11 protein-coding genes are annotated in these 15874 nt (G+C 70.2%); 3 read left to right on the forward strand and 8 right to left on the reverse strand.

Annotated features, from left to right (window positions below):
- Positions 1–82: 82 nt before the first annotated feature.
- Positions 83–1894 carry a bifunctional metallophosphatase/5'-nucleotidase gene (locus ACZ32T_RS01100; protein WP_467364748.1) on the forward strand — a complete coding sequence of 604 codons (1812 nt, stop codon included), beginning with the start codon at positions 83–85 and terminating at the stop codon, positions 1892–1894.
- A 151-nt stretch (positions 1895–2045) separates the two neighbouring features.
- Here the strand turns inward: ACZ32T_RS01100 and ACZ32T_RS01105 are convergent, their stop codons facing one another.
- From ACZ32T_RS01105 to ACZ32T_RS01130, 6 genes are all read right to left on the reverse strand, one after another.
- On the reverse strand, positions 2046–3689 hold the full coding sequence (locus tag ACZ32T_RS01105) for a PE-PGRS family protein (protein ID WP_467364750.1): 1644 nt from the start codon (positions 3687–3689) through the stop codon (positions 2046–2048).
- Between the two features lie 485 nt (positions 3690–4174).
- Complete coding sequence (locus ACZ32T_RS01110; protein WP_467267287.1) at positions 4175–5629, reverse strand: lysine N(6)-hydroxylase/L-ornithine N(5)-oxygenase family protein; 1455 nt, start codon at positions 5627–5629, stop codon at positions 4175–4177.
- A complete protein-coding gene (locus tag ACZ32T_RS01115) occupies positions 5626–7026 on the reverse strand; it encodes a pyridoxal phosphate-dependent decarboxylase family protein (RefSeq protein WP_467364752.1) in 1401 nt (466 codons plus the stop codon). The genes ACZ32T_RS01110 and ACZ32T_RS01115 overlap by 4 nt, the downstream gene beginning before the upstream one ends.
- A gap of 232 nt (positions 7027–7258) precedes the next feature.
- Positions 7259–9850: an aminopeptidase N gene (pepN, locus tag ACZ32T_RS01120; protein WP_467364754.1), complete on the reverse strand. Its 2592-nt coding sequence runs from the start codon at positions 9848–9850 to the stop codon at positions 7259–7261.
- Positions 9851–10058: 208 nt separating this feature from the next.
- Positions 10059–10382 carry a chorismate mutase gene (locus tag ACZ32T_RS01125; RefSeq protein WP_467267282.1) on the reverse strand — a complete coding sequence of 108 codons (324 nt, stop codon included), beginning with the start codon at positions 10380–10382 and terminating at the stop codon, positions 10059–10061.
- Positions 10383–10490: 108 nt separating this feature from the next.
- A complete protein-coding gene (locus ACZ32T_RS01130; protein ID WP_467267280.1) occupies positions 10491–11267 on the reverse strand; it encodes a S1 family peptidase in 777 nt (258 codons plus the stop codon).
- Between the two features lie 300 nt (positions 11268–11567).
- Between ACZ32T_RS01130 and ACZ32T_RS01135 the strand changes: the two genes are divergently transcribed.
- Positions 11568–12479, forward strand: a complete 912-nt coding sequence (locus tag ACZ32T_RS01135) for a hypothetical protein (RefSeq protein ID WP_467364756.1) — start codon at positions 11568–11570, stop codon at positions 12477–12479.
- 38 nt (positions 12480–12517) lie between these two features.
- The gene (locus ACZ32T_RS01140; RefSeq protein WP_467364758.1) at positions 12518–13588 is read left to right on the forward strand and encodes an ankyrin repeat domain-containing protein; all 1071 of its coding nucleotides are present in this window, start codon (positions 12518–12520) and stop codon (positions 13586–13588) included.
- A gap of 51 nt (positions 13589–13639) precedes the next feature.
- Here ACZ32T_RS01140 and ACZ32T_RS01145 read toward each other — a convergent pair whose 3' ends face one another.
- Together ACZ32T_RS01145 and ACZ32T_RS01150 are read right to left on the reverse strand one after the other, a co-directional pair.
- Positions 13640–15316, reverse strand: a complete 1677-nt coding sequence (locus ACZ32T_RS01145) for a DEAD/DEAH box helicase (protein WP_467364760.1) — start codon at positions 15314–15316, stop codon at positions 13640–13642.
- A 197-nt stretch (positions 15317–15513) separates the two neighbouring features.
- The gene (locus ACZ32T_RS01150; RefSeq protein WP_015607926.1) at positions 15514–15717 is read right to left on the reverse strand and encodes a cold-shock protein; all 204 of its coding nucleotides are present in this window, start codon (positions 15715–15717) and stop codon (positions 15514–15516) included.
- Positions 15718–15874: the final 157 nt, after the last annotated feature.

Below are 15874 nucleotides of genomic sequence, written 5' to 3' on the forward strand. Positions count from 1 at the left end.
TCGAAACCTGTTGGGGGTGTTGCGGAGCGTGGTGCCTGGGCCAGAATCTACGCGCGTTGTTCGCTCGAACGAGGAGTCAAGGATGCCGTTGAACCGTAGGACGTTTCTGGGCCGTTCGGCTGCCGCCGGCGCGGGTGTGGCGCTGGCGGGAGGGGTCGGCGCGGGTCCCGCCGCGGCCTCGGAGTCGAAGGGGCACGGTCACGGGCGTCCGCCGAAGCGGTACTCGTTCACGGTGATGGGGACCACGGACCTGCACGGGAACGTCTTCAACTGGGACTACTTCACGGACAAGGAGTTCGACGACTCGGCGCACAACGACGTCGGTCTGGCGAAGATCTCGACGCTGGTGGATCAGATCCGTGAGGACCGTGGGCGTCGGAACACGTTGTTGATCGATGCGGGTGACACGATCCAGGGCACGCAGTTGTCGTACTACTACGCGAAGATCGATCCGATCACTGCGAAGCGTGGTCCGGTGCATCCGATGGCGCAGGCGATGAACAAGATCGGTTACGACGCGGCGGCGCTCGGCAATCATGAGTTCAACTACGGCATTCCGGTGTTGCGGAAGTTCGAGCAGCAGTGTGATTTCCCGCTGCTGGGTGCGAATGCGCTGGATGCGAAGACGTTGCGGCCGGCGTTCGCTCCGTATGTGATGAAGCGGGTGCGTACGCCGCATGGCCGTGATGTGCGGGTGGCGGTTCTCGGCTTGACGAATCCTGGTATCGCGATCTGGGACAAGGCGAATGTGGGCGGGAAGATGGTGTTCCCGGGTCTTGAGGAGCAGGCGGCGAAGTGGGTGCCGAAGCTTCGTTCGATGGGTGCGGATGTGGTGATCGTTTCGGCGCATTCCGGTTCGTCGGGTACGTCGTCGTACGGGGATCAGTTGCCGTATGTGGAGAACGCGGCGGGTCTGGTGGCGGAGCAGGTGCCGGGGATCGATGCGATTCTGGTGGGTCACGCGCACTCGGAGATTCCTGAGTATTTCGTGACGAACAAGGAGACGGGGAAGAAGGTTGTTCTCTCGGAGCCGTTGAAGTGGGGGCAGCGGTTGACGCTGTTCGATTTCGACCTGGTGTGGGAGAAGGGCCGTTGGGTGGTCGAGAAGGTCGGTGCTTCGGTGCTGAACTCGAACACGGTGGAGGAGGATCCGCGGATCACGTCGTTGCTCGGGGACGAGCACACGAAGGTGGTGGCGTATGTGAACCAGGTGATCGGTACGTCGGTGGCGGCGATGTCGACGGCCCAGGCGCCGTGGAAGGACGAGCCGGTCATCGATCTGATCAACCTGGTGCAGGCGGAGACGGTGAAGGAGGCGCTGGCGGGTGGTGAGTACGCGGCGTTGCCGGTGCTGTCGCAGGCGGCGTGCTTCTCGCGTACGGCGTCGATCCCGGCGGGTGAGGTGACGATCAAGGATGCGGCGGGGTTGTATCCGTTCGAGAACACGCTGGAGGCGCGGCTCCTGACGGGTGCGCAGCTGAAGGATTATCTGGAGTACTCGGTGAGGTACTACGTGCGGACGGCTGCGGGGGCGCCGGTGGACACGTCGAAGTTGACGAATGCGGAGAACATCCCGGATTACAACTATGACGTGGTGTCGGGTGTGACGTATGACGTGGATATCGCGAAGCCGGTGGGTTCGCGGATCGTGGGGTTGTCGTTCGAGGGGGCGCCGGTGGATCCGGCGGCGGAGTTCGTGTTTGCGGTGAACAATTATCGGGCGAGCGGTGGCGGTAATTTCCCGCATGTGCCGGGTGCGAAGCAGTTGTGGGCGAATTCGGATGAGATCCGGAACACGATCATCGGGTGGGTTCAGGCGAAGGGGTCGGTGGACCCGGCGGAGTTCGCGTCGGTGGACTGGCGTCTGACGCGGGATGGTGTGCCGGTGTTCTGACCGGGCCTGAGCGGGTGTTGCGCGGCGGCCGTCGTCCTTCGGGAGGGCGGCCGCCCTCGTGTGGCTCGGGCATTGTGGGAGTGGGGAGGGGCGTGCGTGTTCCCTCGCCGGTATCCGTCCTGCCCGGCCCCTGCCCTCTCCTGTCCTGCCGTCAGGGTTTCGGTTGTACTCGTGGGCCGACCAGTTTCTGGTACAGGGCCTTGCGTTCCGGGGAGCCGTCCTGGGTCTCCGCCAGGGCGGCGTCCCACTGCTTCTTGATCTCGTCCAGAAAGGCCCGCCAGTCCCCGCCCTTGCCCATCTCTCCCAGTTCGACGAGGCGTTCGTTCTTGCTCAGCCCGCCGGAGCCGACCTTGTCGCCCTTGTGGCCGTGCAGGATGGACTCCGGGTTGGCGGTGGCTTCGGTGGAGCGGAAGTCGTGCTGGTAGCCCACGGGGCTGGTGGCGTGTGGTGCGAGGGTCTCGATGCCGATCTGCAGCGAACCGTCCTTGCTTCGGGTCGGCCTGTGGTGGACGAGCAGCATGTGGCCGTACGACCCGTTCGGGAGTACCACGTCGCCGTTCCAGTCCTTGGAGCCGAGTCCGCCGCCGGAGATGTCCTGTCCCCACAGGTCCGGGCGGTCGGCGCCGAGGGACACCGCGTTGGTGAGCGATGCCTTGAGGCCGCCCTTCTCCTTGAACGTGCCGCGCTTGCCGTCCTTGTTGTCCCCGATGGAGGTGCGGTGTGTGGCGAAGCCGCGGTCGACGACGTCGCCCGCGCGGGTGTCCGTGCGGTCGTCCTGGGTGATGCCGAGGAATTCGGGCAGTGAGTAGGCGGGTTCGTCGGCGGATCGCAGGGCCGGGATGCGGATGTTGACGCGTCCGCCGTGAGCGAGGGCGCGGATGACGTCCTTCTCGTAGTCGGCCATGTGTGTGCCGGCCGCCGGATCGTAGAGTTTCAGCCCGTTCTGGAGGATGAGCAGCACCTTGGTGAGCATCTCGCGGGCTCGCGCGTCTTTCGCGACGAGGTCCGGTGCCGTGCTCTTGTTCTTGCCTTTGGCGGTGGTGGGGCCTGCTTCGGGGATGCCGTCGGGGTGCAGGCGCTCGGGGGCGATTCCGGCTGGATAGAGGGTGTCGACGGCCGTTTCCCGGATCTGCTGGTCGCGTTCCCGTTCCAGGTTCTTCTTCTCGCCGGGCGGGGTGCCGGGTGCTTTGGTGAGCATGAAGCGGCCGAGTGTGTAGTCCGGTGAGATCGGTGTCGCCTGACCGGCTTCCCGTGTGGCCGGGTGGTTGGCGCGGACGGCCAGGGTGGCAGTGAGTACGCGTTTGCCGGCGGGGAGCTTCAGCCAGTCGTCGAATCGGCCTCTGGTGTAGTTCTCGGCCTGCTCGTAGGTGCCGATGCCTACCTTGTCGAGCCACTGGGCGTTCACTTCGGAGAGGTGCTTGATGTCGCCCAGGTCCTGGTCGTTGAACGCCTCGCCACGCATCACCCGCCGGTCGAGGACTTTCCTGAGCCGGGCCGGCCCTTCGGTGGTCCACTGCTCGGGCAGCCAGGTGCCCGGTGCGAAGACGTTCTTCTTCGTCTTCTGCTGGACCGTGTTCTGTTCGATCGACTGGCTCAGGCGGGCGATGGTCTCTGCCCCGTCGTCCCGTGGACTGGGCGGTTCGGCCCGCTCGGGTGGTGCGGTGGTCCTGTCGGCGGCCACGCGCTGCAGGTGCCGCACCCATGCGCCGTTCATGGTCGTCGGTTGCCGGGGGCGGAGCGTTGTGCCGGTTGTGCGCTCGCCGGAGTTGCGGTGCTCCCGTTCGGCGGAGTGCACAGGTGGTCCTCCTTGGCTGGTGGGGTGGCCTGTTCACCCGTTGTAGGCGAAGTTCTTGTTCCGGCCAAGGGCCTAAGGGGCAAGGTCCGGTGTCTCCAGGGCCTCGCTTCCGGGAGCTGTCCGCTCCCCCAGCATGCGGAGGACGGCGGTGTTGCCTGCTGTGCGCTGGAGGTGGGCCATGCGGGCGGTCACGGAGCTTTCCGGTGCGGACTCCGCGGTCCTCCTGTGCGTGTCGGAGGGCCCCGTGGGCTGTGTCTTGGTCCTGGTCGTCGAACTCTCCACGCCCGCCCTGCCTCCGTCGCGCCGTGTTCGCCCTGTGCCGGCCGGCCTGTCTGCCGCCCGGGGCCTTGCTCACGTGTTGCGGGGGAGGCCGGTCCGTGTCCCTGAGGTTGGCCCCGGGGGTGGGTCGGGCGTCCCCGGGACAGTCTGCGCGCAGATGAACAACGACGCCCGGTTCGGGGACGTGAAGGTATCGCCCGGCGGCGTCAGGGACAACCGGTTCCTGCGGTACGCCCTTGGGAGAGCGAGGTGAGCGGGCTGCCCTGTCCGGGGACGGTGGGGGTGGTGTGGGGGGTGAGGCCGAAGGTGGTGAAGGCGGTGCGTTGTGGGAGGGGGTAGGGGGTGGTGCCGGTGAGGTTGTTGAGGATGGTGGCGCTACGCCAGGCGGCGAGTCCGAGGTCGGGGGCTCCGACGCCGTGGGTGTGGCGTTCGGCGTTCTGTACGTAGATGTTGCCGGTGATGGCGGGGTCGAGGTCGAGGCGGAAGTCGGTGTGGATGCGGGGGCGTCCTTGGGTGTCGCGGTGGATGTGGGGAGCGATGCCGGTGAGGAGGGTGTCGAGGGGGCGTTCGCGGTAGCCGGTGGCGAGGACGACGGCGTCGGTGGTGAGGCGGCTGCGGGTGGCTTGTTGGGTGTGCTCGAGGTGGAGCTCGATGCGGTTGCCGCTGCCGGAGAGGCGGCCTGCGGTGCGGACACTGACGCCGGGGGTGAGGGTGGCGTCGGGCCAGCCGCCGTGGAGGGTGCGGCGGTAGAGCTCGTCGTGGATGGCGGCGATGGTGTCGGTGTCGATGCCTTTGTGGAGTTGCCATTGCTGGGGGACGAGGGCGTCGCGTACGTGTTCGGGAAGTGCGTGGAAGTAGTGGGTGTAGTCGGGGGTGAAGTGTTCGAGGCCGAGTTTTGAGTACTCCATGGGGGCGAAGGCCTGGGTGCGGGCGAGCCAGTGGATTCTTTCGATGCCGCGGGGGCGGGCGCGGAGGAGGTCGAGAAAGATCTCGGCGCCTGACTGGCCTGAGCCGATGACGGTGATGTGGTCGGCGCGGAGGAGTTCTTCGCGGTGGTGGAGGTAGTCGGCGGAGTGGATGACGGGGGTGCCGGGGGCTTCTGCGAGGGGGCGGAGGGGTTCGGGGATGAAGGGGGCGGTGCCGACGCCGAGGGCGATGTGGCGGGTGTGGGTGCGGCCGGGTGCGTGGGCTTCGCCGTCGGGGCCGAGTGGGGTGTAGTCGACGTCGAAGTGGGCGTGGTGGGGGTTCCAGCGGATGGTGTCGACCTGGTGGTTGAAGTGGATGGTGGGGAGTTGTTCGCTGACCCATCGGCAGTAGGCGTCGTATTCGGCGCGGTGGATGTGGAATTGCTCGGCGAAGTAGAAGGGGTAGAGGCGGTCGCGGGTGCGGAGGTAGTTGAGGAAGGTCCAGGGGCTGGTGGGGTCGGCGAGGGTGGTGAGGTCGGCGAGGAAGGGGACTTGGAGGGTGGCACCGTCGATGAGGAGGCCGGGGTGCCAGTGGAAGGCGGGGCGTTGTTCGTAGAAGGCGGTGGTGAGGGGGGTGTGGCCGGGGGTGGTGGGGATGCCGTCGGCGAGGGCGGCGAGGGAGAGGTTGAAGGGGCCGAGGCCGATGCCGAGGAGGTCGTAGGCCCGGTCGCCCGCGCGTGTGGTCCGGTCGGTCATCGGGGGGTGCTGCCTTCCGTGGCGGTGCGGGTGTGGGCGTGGGTGACGAGGGTGAGGAGCTGTCGGAGGTCGTCCGGGGTGGTGTGGGGGTTGAGGAGGGTGGCTTTGAGCCAGAGGCCGTCGTCGGTGCGGGCGCGGCCGAGTACGGCGTGGCCTTGGTTGAGGAGGGTGCGGCGGATGGTGGCGACGGTGGTGTCGTCGGCGTGGGTGGGGCGGAAGAGGACGGTGCTGATGGTGGGGCGGGTGTAGAGCTCGAGTGCCGGGTCCTGGTCGATGAGGTCGGCGAGGTGGTGGGCGGCGGCGACGGTGCGGTCGATGAGGTCGGCGAGTCCGTCGCGGCCGAGTGCCTGGAGGGTGACGGCGATTTTGAGGGCGTCGGGCCGGCGGGTGGTGCGCAGGGAGCGGCCGAGGAGGTCGGGGAGGCCTGCGTCGGTGTCGTCGTCGGCGTTGAGGTAGGGGGCGTGGTGGTGGAGGGCGTCCAGGTCGTGGTGGTGGGGGACGGCGAGGATGCCGGCTGATGCGGGTTGCCAGCCGAGTTTGTGCAGGTCGAGGGTGACGCTGTGGGCTCGGTGGAGGCTGCGGAGGGTGTGGCGGTGGGTGGGGCTGAAGAGGAGGGGGCCGCCGTAGGCGGCGTCGATGTGGAGTTCGGCGTCGTGGGTGGTGGTGAGGTCGGCGATGTCGGTGAGGGGGTCGATCTGGCCGGTGTCGGTGGTGCCTGCGGTGGCGGTGACGAGGAGGGGGCCGTCGTTGCGGAGGAGGGCGTCGCGGAGTGCGGTGAGGTCCATGACGCCGTTGGGGGCGGGGATGACGACGGGTTGTGGGAGGCCGAGGAGCCAGGCGGCGCGGGTGATGCTGTGGTGGGCGTTGGCGGCGCAGATGGTCTGTACGGGGCCGTGGCGTTCGCGGGCGAGGAGGAGTGCGAGTTGGTTGGCTTCGGTGCCGCCGGTGGTGATGAGGGCGTCGGGGTCGGGGGCGTGGGGGTAGATCTCGGCGGCGAGTGCGGTGGTGAGGGCGGATTCGAGGGCGGAGGCGGCGGGGGCCTGGTCCCAGGAGTCCATGGAGGGGTTGAGGGCTGATGCGGCGAGGTCGGCTGCTGCGGCGACTGCGAGGGGTGGGGTGTGGAGGTGGGCGGCGCAGTGGGGGTGTGCGGGGTCGGCGGCGCCTTCGGTGAGGGCGGTGACAAGGGTGCGGAGGGCGTGGTGGGCGCCGGTGCCGTGGTCGGGGATGAGGGGGCCGGTGGTGCGGTGGAGGTGTGCTGTGACGGCGTCGGGACCGCCGGTGGGAAGGGGGCCGTTGCGGCGCGTGGCGCCGTCGTGGAGTGCGGCGAGGACGGTGTCGATGAGGGGGCGCAGGTGGTGGGGGCCTGCGATGCCTCCGGCGAGGGGCGGGGTGGGCATGGGTGGTGTGGTCCTTCGGGTACGCGGGGGCGGTCGTGCCAGCTTGTCCGGATTGCGGAGGAGGCGGCCGAAGAGCCCAACGATCTCGACCCGAAAGGGGTACTGGGGTGCGGTGCGGGGGTGTTGGGGTCCGTCGGACTGGTATAGGCGTTCGTCGTTCGCATGACTGTGCCCGGCTCCTTCGATGAGGAACCGGGCACGGTGGTGGCGGGTGGTGCGCCTGGGGCGTGGGTCAGTGGGCGTTGCGTACGGCGAGGGCGCGGCGGAGGTCGTCGAGCTGGTCGGTGAGCTTGCGGCGGAGTGCGGGGGTGAGTGCGGGGTCGGTGAGGGCCTGGTCGCCGAGGCGGATGCTGTCGGGGTCGACGGCGTGGGCGGGGAAGGCGTGGCGTCCGGCGGCTTCGGCGATGGCGGGGCCGCGGCGGGCGGCGAGTGCGATGGCGTCGGGGTAGTAGCGGGCGGTGTAGGGGCGGGTGAGTTCGCTCTGTTCGGGCTGCCAGAAGCCTTGGGCGGTGGCGGTGAAGAGGTAGTTGGACAGGTCGTCGTCGGTGAACATGGCCTGCCAGGCGGCTGCTTTGGCTTCGGGGGTGGGGAGGGCGGCGCGGCAGCGGGCGGCGCCTTCCTGTCCGGTGGCGCTGGGGTCCTTGGCGAGTTCGTGTGCGATGGCGGTCTCGTCGGTGGCGCCGAGGACGGCGAGGCGGGTGAGGATGCGCCAGCAAAGTTCGGGGTCGAGTTCGGGGCCGCCGGGGACGGTGCCTTCGTGGAGCCAGTCCTGGATGGCGTCGGGCTGGGTGGCGGCGTCGATGAAGTGGCGTACGGCGGTGAGGCGGAGGCCGGGGGCCGGGCTGCCGGGTGTGGTGGTGCCGGTGCTCCGGTCCCAGTCCTTGGCGGTGAGGCCTTCGGTACGGCGGAGGAGGTCGCGGCAGAGGGAGGTGAGGGTGGCGAGGGCGGTGGGCCGGTCCTCGGGTGCGAGGTAGCGGTCGGCGATGTGGGTGGCGGCGAAGCCGAGGACGCCGTGGACGAGGGCGAGGTCGGTTTCGTAGGGGAGGTGGGTGCGGGCGGCGGTGAGGTGGACGGTGGGGTGGAGTGCGCCGTCGCGGACCATGTCGCGGGCGGTGTTCCAGATGACGGCGCGGGTGAGGGGGTCGGGGATGCCGGAGAGGTGGGTGAGGGCCGTGTTCCAGGAGTCGGGGTCGAGGCGGATCTTGGCGTAGGTGAGGTCGTGGTCGTTGAGGACGACGAGGTCGGGGCGGTGGCCCGGCTGGGTGGTGGGGGTGCCGTCCTGGGGGATGTCGAGTTCGAAGCGGTTGCGCAGGGTGAGCTGGTCGGTGCCGGTCTGTGTGTCGAGGCTGTGGTCGTAGGTGCCGACGGTGATGCGGTGGGGGCGGGTGCCGGCGCGGTCGACGGTGAGGTTCCAGCTGTTGCCGGTGGTTTCGGCGTGGGCGGTGAGGGTGTCGATGCCGGTGGTGCGGAGCCAGGTGGCGGCCCAGGCGTGGACGTCGCGGTCGGTGGCGGTGGCGAGGTTGTCGATGAAGTCGGCGAGGGTGGCGTTGGCGAATTTATGGCGGGCGAAGTGGGTGTTGATTCCGGCGAGGAAGTCTTTTTCGCCGAGCCAGGCGACGAGTTGGCGGAGTGCGGAGGCGCCCTTGGCGTAGGAGATGCCGTCGAAGTTGAGGAGGGCGGAGTCGGTGTCGGGGACGGCGTCGGGGTCGGGGGCGACGGGGTGGGTGGTGGGGCGCTGGTCGGCGTCGTAGCCCCAGCCCTTGCGGGAGACGCCGAATTCGACCCAGGTGTCGGGGTATGGGCTCTGCCCTGCTCGAACGGAGTTGAGAGTTCCGGGAAGGGTGACTTCGGTGAGGGTCTGGTAGCCCATGTATTCGGCGAAGGACTCGTTGAGCCAGATGTCGTCCCACCAGGTGAGGGTGACGAGGTCGCCGAACCACATGTGGGCCATTTCGTGGGCGATGACCATGGCGCGGGTCTGGCGTTCGGTGTCGGTGACGGCGGAGCGGTAGATGAATTCGTCGCGGAAGGTGACGAGTCCGGGGTTCTCCATGGCGCCGGCGTTGAATTCGGGGACGAATGCCTGGTCGTAGGAGTCGAAGGGGTAGGGCTCGTCGAATTTCTCGTGGTAGCGGTCGTAGCAGGCGCGGGTGATGCCGAGGATCTCGTCGGCGTCGGCGTCGAGGTGGGGGGCGAGGGAGCGGCGGCAGTGGATGCCGAAGGGGAGACCGGCGTGGTGGGTGGTGACCGAGTGCCAGGGGCCTGCGGCGACGGCGACGAGGTAGGTGGAGATGGGCGGGGTGGGGGCGATGGTCCAGCGGTCTTGGCCTGCCTGGGTGGCGGTGCCGTTGCCGAGGACGGTCCAGCCGGTGGGCGCGGTGACCGTGAGGTCGAACACGGATTTGAGGTCGGGCTGGTCGAAGGCCGCGAAGACGCGTTGGACGTCCTCCATGAAGAGCTGGGTGTAGACGTAGGTCTCGCCGTCGGCGGGGTCGGTGAAGCGGTGCATGCCTTCGCCGGTGCGGGAGTAGCGCATGGTGGCGTCGACGGTGAGTTCGTGGGGGCCGGCGGTGAGGCCGTCCAGGGGGTACCGGTTCCCGTCGAGGCGCTCGGGGTCCAGGGGCTGTCCGTCGAGGCTGAGTGAGCGCAGGGTTGCCGGCTTGATCTCGACGAAGGTGTCTCCGGCCGTGTGGGCGGTGAACCGGATGGCGGTGCGGGAGCCGAAGGTCTCCTCACCCGTGGTGAGGTCGAGGTCGACCGTGTACCGGTGTACGTCGAGGAGCTGGGCGCGGGTCTGCGCTTCGTTGCGCGTCAGTGCGGACATGGCGCCCATGCTGCCGTACGGGTGAGGGGCCGCGCAGCGGGGTTCTCGCAGGGCTGACGACGCGCGGTGAGGGCGTGCCCGGGAGGCCCGCGCCGGCCCTGGGGCGGCGCGGGGCCTGGGTGCGGCGCGGGACTTGGGCGCGGCGCGGGACCCGGGTGCGGCGCGGGACCCGGGTGCGGCAGGAGGTCTGTGCGGGCCGGCGGTGGGGTCAGGTGGCGGGGCCCGCGGATTCCTCGGCGATGCGCTCGTGGTGGCGGATGACCTCGGCCACGATGAAGTTCAGCAGCTTCTCCGCGAAGGCGGGGTCCAGCCTGGCGCTCTCGGCGAGCTGCCGCAGCCGGGCGATCTGGCGGGCCTCGCGGGCGGGGTCGGCGGGCGGCAGGTGGTGTTCGGCCTTGAGGTGGCCGACCTGCTGGGTGGCCTTGAAGCGCTCGGCGAGCATGTGGACGACCGCGGCGTCGATGTTGTCGATGCTCTCGCGCAGGCGGTTCAGTTCGGTGGTGACGTACTCGTCGATGTCGCTCGTGGTCATGGTCAGCGAGCTTAGACCGTCCGGCACGTGGTGAGCGGCTTCGTGGTGCCGGGCCCGGGGGCTCCCGCCGCTGCGGGAGCCCCCGGGGTGGTGCGTGGGCGGCCGGTGTCAGAGGGTCGCGGCGGCCGAGGCGATGGCGGAGGCGAACGTCGACACCTGGGTGTAGACGCCGGGGTATCCCGGCCGTGCGCAGCCTTCGCCCCAGCTGACGATGCCGACCTGGGTCCAGGCTCCGGCGTTGTCCTTGCGGAACATGGGGCCGCCGGAGTCGCCCTGGCAGGTGTCGACCCCCCCGGTGCTGACGTATCCGGCGCAGATCTCCTCGCTCGCGACGAGGTCGCTGCCGTAGGCCTGGCGGCAGGTGGTGTCGGAGACGTAGGGAACGGTCGCCTTGAGGAGGTAGCGCTGCTGGCCGCCGCCCTCGGTCGCGGCGCCCCAGCCGGCGACGGTGAAGGTGCCGGTGTCGTAGGCGGTGGTGGTGGCGAGCTTCAGGGTGGGCTGGTTGATGGGCTGGGCGAGTTTGATCAGTGCCCAGTCCTTGCCGACGCCGTTGTAGCCGGGCGCCTGGAGGACCTTGGTGGAGCGGACCTTGACGGCGGAGGACGACTGGAGGTCGACGGCTCCCGCGGTGGCGGTGATGGAGGTGTTGTTTCCGGACCCGTCGACGCAGTGGGCTGCGGTGAGCACGACGGTCCGGCTGTAGAGGGCGCCGCCGCAGCCCATGGAGAGCCGGACCATGAAGGGGAATTCGCCCTGTGCGGCGCGGGTGCCGCCGACGACGGGTGCGGGGGCCGCGGAGGCGTTCGACGGCTGAAGGCTGATGGTGGCGAGGGCCACCGCGGCTATGACGGAGCATCTCTTGAGGGCGCGCAGGAGCTGTTTCACGGGAGTGCCTGCTTTCGTGTGGGGGTGACGGTGGGGGGTGCTGGGTGCAGGCGTGCGGGCGTGCGTGTCCTGGTCAGGGGCACGGGAAGAACAATTCTCGACATGCTCGCGACAAGAACGATCCGATTATCGGGAAGCGGTCACCGCTGCCACAAGGCAGGATTTCCGGCCAAGATCATCCGTCGTCTCCCGGCCGGTTCCCGTCGGACCGGCCTACAGTGAGGGTGCGTCGAGTGCCGGTGCGCGGGTCCGTCGAGCGCCCGCGCGGGTCCGTTGGGCGCCATTGATGGGGGTTCGGTCGTGAGCGACGGCAGTAACGGCAGCGGCGGCGGTCCGGTCGTCCACGGGTTCCCGCATCTCGACGCCGTCCGGTCCGCGATCACCGCGCTCTACCGGCGGGTCTCCCCCGACGGCGTGCGCGCCTACGCCACGAGCCTGGCACCCGCCGACGCCGCCTTCTCCGATGTGGACGACCTGTACCCGGGCGCCCAGCGGGTGGCCGGTGCCCTGGTGCAGCACCTGCGTCTTCCGCAGGCCCGCATCGTCGTCGGCTTCCGGCGGATGGAGCACGCCGCGAGCGTCGAACTCACCGCCGGCCCGGAGTACTTCATCGAGCTCAACGACCGTTTCCGTACGCACCGCAGGGACATCGGGGCCGCGCTGGCGCACGAGATCACCCATGTGCTGCTGCACCGGCTGGGGCTGGAGCTCCCCGGCACCCGAGACAACGAGATCCTCACGGACACGGTGACGGCCTATCTCGGCGCGGGGTGGCTCCTGCTGGACGCCTTCCGCCAGGACGCGGTCTCCAGCCAGAAGCTCGGCTATCTCACGCCCGAGGAGTTCGGGTACGTACTCGCGAAGCGCGCGCTGGCCTTCGACGAGGACCCGTCCGTCTGGTTCACCAGCCCTCAGGCGTACACGGCGTACACCAAGGGGCGGGCCGAGGCCCTGCGCGACCTGCAGCGGCCCCCGCTGGCAGCCGCGGGGTGGGCGGGCAGGCGCCGTTACGCGAAGGACCGCCGTCACGCCGGGGAACACCCGGGAGCCGCCCCCGACCCGTCCGTCCCGTACGCGTTCGAGAACGGCGCGGACGGGCTCCGGGTCTCGTTCGCCTGCCCCACCTGCCACCAGCGGGTCCGGGTCCCGGTCAGGGGCCGGACGCGCGCCCGGTGCGGCCTGTGCCGCACGGTCCTGGAGTGCGACACCTGAGAGACCGTGCAGGTCCGGGGCGGTCGTAGGGTCGGTGTATGACGAATCGTCCGGTCGGGGATGCCAGCAGCCTCTTCGAGGCGTTGTACGCCGATGAGGACGCCGTGGTGCGGGCGCTCCGCGCGGGCGTGTCCGCCGAGTCGGGCGACGAGGAGGGAACGACCGCGCTGTACCTGGCGTCCGTGCAGGACCTGCCCGGTGCGGTCCGGCTGCTCCTGGCGGCGGGCGCGGACCCGAACCGGGCGAGCGGCCCCGATGCCGGAGACCTGCCGCTCTGCGGGGCGGCCTGCGGCGGACACGCGGAGGTCGTACGGGCGCTCCTGTCGGCCGGGGCGGAGCCGGACCTGGGCGAGGAGTTCGGCTTCACGGCGCTGCGCTGGGCGGCGGGCCTCGGTCACGCCCGGGTCGCGGAGACGCTCCTGGCCCATGGCGCCGATCCGGATCTGCCCGGTCCGCAGGGTGAGACGCCGCTGGTGGTGGCGGCCCGGCGGGGGTCGGCGCACACCGTGCGGGCCCTGCTCCGCCACGGCGCCCGCGACCTGTCCCCCGCGCTGGAGGAGGCCAGGCGCATGCTCACGCTGGACGTGGAGCGGGAGCTGCACGACGCGCTGCGGCGTATGTACGGGGAAGAGGGCCACGAGAGCGTGGTGCGCCGCGCACCGGTGGACGGCGGCGTGACCGTCACGGTCGAACTGCTGCGGGGCGGCGAGCTGTTCGCGTCCCAGGACCTGCAGACGGGGCACGGGGCGATCGCGACGCTCCTGGAGGGCGAGCTGGGTCTGCGGGCCCCGTTCGAGGAGCTCGCAGGCAGGGCGCTGCGGGAGGGTGACCCGGGGCTGGACAACTGGCTGGTGGCCGTCGGGGCGTTGTGGCGGCGCGGCGACGAGGAGACGTTCCAGGTGGCGGCGGCGTGGACGGCGAGCGAGGACCCGCTGCGGCAGTTGTTCGGTGTGGATGTGCTGGCACGGCTCGGGTTCCATGGCGGCGGCAAGCCGTTCGCCGGCCGGGCGGTACCGCTGCTGCGGGAGCTGGCCCGGACAGCGGCCCCGGCTACGGCCGAGGCGACGGCGCGGGCGCTCGACGAGTACGAGGGTGTACCCGGGAAGTGAGGGCGCGCGACGGGTGCGGTGACCGGCGGGGCCGGTCACCGCACCCTGTGGTTACGCTGCCCTGCGGCCACGGCCGGGAGCGCTGCCGCGCCCGGTGGAGCCGGCCCGGCCGGCACCGGAGCCGCGCGCGCCACCGGCAGCACCACGGGTCGCGCCGCCACCGGCAGCACCACGGGCCGCGCCGCCGCCGGAGCCGCCACGGCCCGCCCCGCCGCCGGAGCCACCCTGTGCGGCGCCCGAGGCCGCGCCCGTTCCGCCGCGCCGGCCGCGTCCGCGGCTGCCCGAGCGGAACGATCCGCCGGCCGCCGCGCCCGTACCCGAACCGGATCCGCGCGTACGCGGCTTGGGCTGGGTGGGCTGCGGCACCTCGATGACGATCGCGACGCCGGAAGGCTCACGGGCGCCCGTGATCCGGCTGAGCTCGTCGTCGCTGGACTTGATCCGGGTGGTGCGCGGCGCGATGCCCGCGTCCTGCATCAGCCGGGTCATCTCGCGCTTCTCCTCGGGCAGCACGAGCGTGACGACGCTGCCGGACTCCCCGGCGCGCGCGGTGCGCCCGCCACGGTGGAGGTAGTCCTTGTGATCGGTCGGCGGGTCCACGTTGACGACCAGGTCGAGGTCGTCGATGTGGATGCCACGGGCCGCCACGTTCGTCGCGACGAGCGCGGTGACCTGCCCGTTCTTGAACTGGTCCAGCGTCCGGTTGCGCTGCGGCTGGGACCGGCCGCCGTGCAGGGCCGCGGCGCGCACGCCGCTGGCGAGGAGCCGCTTGGCGAAGCGGTCGGCGGCACGCTTGGTGTCGACGAACATGATCACGCGGCCGTCACGGGCGGCGATCTTCGTGGCGACGGCCTTCTTGTCGGTCTCGTCCAGGACGTGGAGCACATGGTGCTCCATCGTGGTGACCGCACCGGCGGACGGGTCCACGGAGTGCACGACCGGGTCGGTGAGGAACATCTTGACCAGCCGGTCGATGTTCTTGTCGAGGGTCGCGGAGAACAGCATCCGCTGACCGTCCGGCTCGACCTGCTTGAGCAGCGCGACGACCTGCGGCATGAAGCCCATGTCGGCCATCTGGTCGGCCTCGTCGAGGACGGTGATCGCGACCTCGTCGAGCCGGCAGTCGCCACGCTCGATGAGGTCCTTCAGCCGCCCCGGAGTCGCGACGAGCACCTCGGCGCCGCGGCGCAGCGCGCCGGACTGCCGGCTGATCGACATGCCGCCGACGACGGTGGCGACGCGCAGGTTGACGGAGGTGGCGTACGGGGTCAGCGCGTCGGTGACCTGCTGGGCGAGCTCGCGGGTGGGGACGAGGACGAGTGCCAGCGGCGCGTGCGGCTCGGAGCGGCGTCCGGCGGTACGGGCGAGCAGTGCCAGGCCGAAGGCCAGGGTCTTGCCCGAGCCGGTGCGGCCGCGGCCGAGGATGTCCCGGCCGGCCAGCGAGTTCGGCAGGGTGGCGCCCTGGATGGGGAAGGGGTCGGTCACGCCCTGGGCGGCGAGGGTCTTCAGCAGCGCGGCGGGCATGTCCAGGTCGGCGAAGGCGTCGACGGCCGGCAGCGCGGGGGTCAGCGTCTCCGGCAGGGCGAATTCGCCGCCCTGCGCGGGTGCGGTCCTGCGGCGGGCCGGTGCCTTGCCGGATCCTCGGGTGTTCACCTGCGGCCGGTCCGTGCCGCGGCCCCTTATCGGGCGGTTGCGGGCGGGTCGGTCCTGGCGTTCGGAGCGGGTCATACGGAATTGCCCTCCTGGGGGATTCCTGGGGTTACTGCCGACTGCTGTGGACTGCTTGATGTGCGCCCCAGGATGCAAGCACAGAGCAGGTGTCCCGGTTGCGGAACCGAACCGGGAAGGGATGAGTCGGAAACAGCACAAACCGGGGCCCGCACCTTCACGGTGCGGGCCCCGGTCGCGAGGTACGCGTCCGGCAATTAGGCCGGGACGATGTTCTCCGCCTGCGGGCCCTTCTGGCCCTGCGTGACGTCGAAGGAGACCTTCTGGCCCTCCTGGAGCTCACGGAAGCCCTGGGTGGCGATGTTCGAGTAGTGGGCGAAGACGTCGGCGCCGCCGCCGTCCTGCTCGATGAAGCCGAAGCCCTTTTCCGAGTTGAACCACTTCACGGTTCCAGTAGCCATGTCATTCTCCTAAAAGAGGTGCAGTGCCGGAAATCCGCACTTTACGAATTCCAAGTCGCCGCATTGAGCCCCATCCGGAGAAAGCCGGAAAACAATAAAGCGCCTGAGGAGGGTTCCCGTCAGGCGCACATAAAGTTCATGGGTACCAAAACTGCAA

Source organism: Streptomyces sp. NPDC023573 (assembly GCF_055559735.1).

Excerpts from the sequence above, each read along its gene's own strand:
- ACZ32T_RS01150 (WP_015607926.1), bottom strand. The coding sequence starts at position 15,717 with ATGGCTACTGGAACCGTGAAGTGGTTCAACTCGGAAAAGGGCTTCGGC.
- ACZ32T_RS01110 (WP_467267287.1), bottom strand. The coding sequence starts at position 5,629 with ATGACCGACCGGACCACACGCGCGGGCGACCGGGCCTACGACCTCCTC.
- ACZ32T_RS01125 (WP_467267282.1), bottom strand. The coding sequence starts at position 10,382 with ATGACCACGAGCGACATCGACGAGTACGTCACCACCGAACTGAACCGC.
- pepN (WP_467364754.1), bottom strand. The coding sequence starts at position 9,850 with ATGTCCGCACTGACGCGCAACGAAGCGCAGACCCGCGCCCAGCTCCTC.
- ACZ32T_RS01145 (WP_467364760.1), bottom strand. The coding sequence starts at position 15,316 with ATGACCCGCTCCGAACGCCAGGACCGACCCGCCCGCAACCGCCCGATA.
- ACZ32T_RS01100 (WP_467364748.1), top strand. The coding sequence starts at position 83 with ATGCCGTTGAACCGTAGGACGTTTCTGGGCCGTTCGGCTGCCGCCGGC.
- ACZ32T_RS01115 (WP_467364752.1), bottom strand. The coding sequence starts at position 7,026 with ATGCCCACCCCGCCCCTCGCCGGAGGCATCGCAGGCCCCCACCACCTG.
- ACZ32T_RS01140 (WP_467364758.1), top strand. The coding sequence starts at position 12,518 with ATGACGAATCGTCCGGTCGGGGATGCCAGCAGCCTCTTCGAGGCGTTG.